At 61.8% G+C, this 4,126-nt stretch carries 4 protein-coding genes; 3 read left to right on the top strand and 1 reads right to left on the bottom strand.

The window, feature by feature from the left end; translation table 11 throughout:
- The coding region (locus VFL62_RS00075) for a class I poly(R)-hydroxyalkanoic acid synthase (RefSeq protein WP_325170337.1) at positions 1–1,287 on the bottom strand (1,287 nt) is incomplete at its 3' end.
- 276 nt (positions 1,288–1,563) lie between these two features.
- On the opposite strand from VFL62_RS00075, the gene VFL62_RS00070 reads away from it, so the two are divergent.
- From VFL62_RS00070 to VFL62_RS00060, 3 genes are all read left to right on the top strand, one after another.
- Positions 1,564–1,842: a hypothetical protein gene (locus tag VFL62_RS00070; protein WP_325170336.1), complete on the top strand. Its 279-nt coding sequence runs from the start codon at positions 1,564–1,566 to the stop codon at positions 1,840–1,842.
- A 211-nt stretch (positions 1,843–2,053) separates the two neighbouring features.
- Positions 2,054–3,274 (top strand): LL-diaminopimelate aminotransferase, encoded by a 1,221-nt coding sequence (locus VFL62_RS00065; protein ID WP_325170335.1) that lies wholly within the window; start codon positions 2,054–2,056, stop codon positions 3,272–3,274.
- 62 nt (positions 3,275–3,336) lie between these two features.
- On the top strand, positions 3,337–4,126 hold a 790-nt coding region (locus VFL62_RS00060; RefSeq protein WP_325170334.1), incomplete at its 3' end, for a homoserine dehydrogenase.

Below are 4,126 nucleotides of genomic sequence, written 5' to 3'. Positions count from 1 at the left end.
CGTCTTGCCCTTCAGATAGTTGCTGACGACGTAGGACCAGATCAGGTCGTTGGATCGCAGCATGTTGAAGGCCATCGCCATCTTGGCGCCCTCGAGCACGCCAGACGCTCTCATGTCGCGCTCGATCGCGGAAATCTGCTCCTCGTCGACGAACACCAGGAGATCGCCGGCATGAGTGAAGTCGACCTGCGCTGCCAGGAAGGTCGCCGAGGTCACGCGGACGCGCCGTTTTTCCGCAAGCCACGCCAGCGTCGTGGCGAGCAGGGTCCCGCCGACGCAATAACCCATGGTGTGGACTTTCATCTCGCCGGTGACGCGCTCGATCGCGTCCATCGCCGCCAAGGGGCCTTCCTTCATGTAGTCTTCCCAGGTCTTGTCTCCGAGACGCTTGTCCGGATTGACCCAGGAGATCACGAACACGGTAACGCCCTGGTCGACGCACCACTTGATGAAGGATTTGTCCGGCTTGAGATCGAGAATATAGAACTTGTTGATCCAGGGCGGCACGATCAAGAGTGGTGTTCGCAGCACGGTTTCGGTCGTGGGCGAATACTGGATCAGTTGCATCAGTTCGTTCTGGTAGATCACCTTGCCCGGCGTGGTCGCCATGTTGACGCCGACTTCGAGGTTGCTCGGATCGGACTGGCGGATGCGAAGCGTGCCGTGCCCGGCCTCGATGTCTTCGGCCAGCATCTTCATGCCGCGAACCAGGTTGTCGCCGTTCGATGTCAGCGTCTCGCGCAATACTTCCGGATTGGTCAGAACGAAATTGGACGGCGCGATCGCATTCGTGAGCTGCTGGACATAGAACGCCGCCTTCTTGCGGGTATGCGGATCAAGTCCTTCGGCATCGCGGACGAGCTCGTTCGCCCAGCGCGTCGTCAGCAAATAAAGCTGCAGGATGAAATCGAAGAACTGGTTCGATTTCCATTCCGGATCGGCAAACCGCTTGTCGCGCGGCGCAGGTGAGATCACGGAGGGCGCTTCTTCGCCGGCCAGACGCCGGACCGAGTTGCCCCAGAGGTCGAGATAGGCCTTGCCGATCCGGGTCTGGATATCGTTGGCGCGATCGGGGTCCGAGAGCCAGTATTCGGCGACCTTGCTGAAGGTCTTGACGAGTTCCGTCAATTCGCTCGGCGGCTTGTCCGGAACGTCGCCGCTCGCGCTGGGCTTGAGATAGGAGGCGAGCGCCTGGCCGCCGCTCTCCATCGCCTTGGCGAGATTCATCGCAAAGGCTTCGGCATTGAACTTCGGTGTGCTGGGGGCTTGTGTGGTCACGTCCGTCATGATGCAACACTAGCGCTTCATTTTGACTTCGTCATCGCGTGAGATCGCCGCTGCAGGTAGAGCGGTCTGCTCCCGAAAAGTTGCTGTTGCAGTGCGATATTTTGTCTAGAGTGGTCTCATTGAAGCCTAAGACCGCCGATTTCTTGTTTCGGGCTTAACGGTTTCGGGCAACAATGGTTTGGCAGTTTGGGGTACGTTGGCCGGAATTGTGTCAGCGTGTGTCAGGCGCGGGTTGGATATAGGACGACAATGTCGGAACGGCGGGTAAACAGGGCCTTGGCTGGGGCAGCGCCGCTGCTCCTGGCGGTGGCTTTGGCCGGCTGCTCGACCTCGATCGCCGAGATTCCGATCGGCGCCACGTCCGACACGCGGGGCCGGGATGCAGGGACGTACCTGCCGGTCAATGCAACGCCGCCGGCGCGTGACGAGGAGGCGATGGACCCGGCCGAGCGGGCCAAGGTCCAGAAGGAGCTGATCGCGGCGCGGGAGCGTCAGGCTTCCGCAGGGGGCGCCAAGGATCAGGCTCCGTCCAAGGATCAGCCGGGCCAGAAGTAATCTCGCTGCTGGCACGTCGCGCCCCACGTGCTAGAATTGATGAGCTGAACCCCGCAAGTTGGCGCGAGGCTTAAACTACCTTAGTCCGATATCTCACTAAGACATTGATTTTGTGTAGATTTATGGCGAAGGCAAAAGCTCGTGCAAGGGGTCCGTCGGCGAATCTGTCCCTCGAAAATTGCCGCTGAGGGCTGCCGGAGTTGAAGGTCCCATGGAAGATTTCTACCGCATTCGCCGTTTGCCGCCTTATGTGTTCGAGCAGGTCAACCGCGCCAAGGCGGCCGCGCGCAATGCCGGTGCCGATATCATCGATCTCGGCATGGGAAACCCCGACCTCCCGACGCCGCCCCATGTGCTTGAGAAGCTGAAGGAGACGCTCGGCAAGCCGCGCACCGATCGCTATTCGGCATCACGCGGCATTGCCGGCCTCCGCCGCGCGCAGGCGGCGTATTATGACCGCCGCTTTGGCGTCAAACTCAATCCGGAGACCCAGATCGTCGCTACGCTCGGATCGAAAGAGGGCTTTGCCAACGTAGCCCAGGCGATCACCGCACCGGGCGATGTGGTGCTGTGCCCCAATCCGAGCTATCCGATCCACGCCTTCGGCTTCCTGATGGCGGGCGGCGTGATCCGCTCGGTACCCTCCGAGCCGACGCCGCAGTTTTTCGAGGCCTGCGAGCGGGCGATCATTCATTCGATCCCAAAACCGCTGGCGCTTGTCGTCTGCTATCCATCCAACCCGACGGCCTATGTTGCGAGCCTGGACTTTTACCGCGATCTCGTTGCCTTCGCCAAAAAGCACGACATCTTCATTCTGTCCGACCTCGCTTATGCCGAGGTCTATTTCGAGGACAAGAACCCGCCGCCGTCGGTCTTGCAGGTGCCCGGCGCGATCGATGTGACGGTCGAATTCACCTCGATGTCGAAAACCTATTCGATGGCGGGCTGGCGCATGGGATTTGCCGTCGGCAACGAGCGCATCATCGCGGCGCTGGCGCGGGTCAAATCCTATCTCGACTACGGTGCCTTTACGCCGATCCAGGTTGCGGCCACCGCGGCGCTCAACGGGCCCGATGATTGCATTCGCGAAATGCGCGAGACCTATCGCAAGCGCCGGGATGCGCTGGTGGAATCGTTTGGCCGGGCCGGCTGGGAGATTCCGCCGCCGGAGGCGTCGATGTTTGCCTGGGCGCCGCTACCGGAAGCCTTCCGCGGCCTCGGCAGCATGCAGTTTGCGACCCTGATGGTGGAAAAATCGGGGGTGGTGGTCTCGCCGGGCGTCGGCTTTGGCGAACACGGCGAAGGCTACGTGCGCATCGCCATGGTGGAAAACGAGCAACGCATCCGGCAGGCCGCCCGCGGCGTGCGCCGCTTCCTTGAAAGCGGCATCGAAACGTTGCACAACGTGGTTCCTCTCGCCAACCGGCGCTAATACTCTAACCCATCGTTGCCTGCGCCTTCCGCGCGGGCAATCCTCGCAGGTCTTTTCCCATCATGGTCGCACCCCTCAAAGTGGGTATCGCGGGGCTCGGCACTGTCGGCGCTGAGGTCGTCCGCCTGATCGAGCAACAGGGCCGGGTGTTGTCCGCGCGGTGTGGCCGTCCGGTGCGCGTGGTCGCGGTGACCGCGCGCTCAAAGGCCAAGAAGCGCGGCCTCGACCTGCAAGGCATCGACTGGGCCAAAAATCCGCTCGAACTGGCGAGCGATCCCAGGATCGATTGCTTTGTCGAATTGATGGGGGGCGCGGGCGAGCCAGCGCTGTCCGCGATCGAAGCCGCGCTCAAGGCCGGCAAGTCGGTCGTGACCGCCAACAAGGCGCTGATCGCCAAGCATGGACTTAAACTCGCGAAAGCCGCCGAGCAGTTCGGCGGTGCGCTGAACTTCGAGGCCGCGGTCGGCGCCGCCATTCCGATCGTTAAGACGCTGCGCGAGGGGCTCGCGGGCACCTCGGTCAATCGCGTCTATGGCATTCTCAACGGCACCTGCAATTACATCCTGACGCGGATGGAGCAGGAGGGTTTGTCGTTTGCCGAGTGTCTGAAGGATGCGCAGCGTCTCGGCTATGCCGAGGCCAATCCGTCCTTCGACGTCGACGGCCACGACACCGCGCAAAAGCTTGCCATTCTGGCGAGCCTCGCTTTCGGCACAAAGGTTGCGCAAAGCGCGGTCTATGTCGAAGGCATTTCCTCGATCAAGCCGGAAGATTTGCGGGCCGCGGAGGAACTCGGCTATCGTGTGAAACTGCTTGGCGTCGCGGTGCGGACCGCCAAGGGAATCGAGCAGC

Source organism: Bradyrhizobium sp., from assembly GCF_035701725.1.
GTDB lineage: Bacteria > Pseudomonadota > Alphaproteobacteria > Rhizobiales > Xanthobacteraceae > Bradyrhizobium.
The sequence above is the reverse complement of the archived record's forward strand: the minus strand, read 5'-3'. Positions and strand labels throughout refer to the sequence as shown.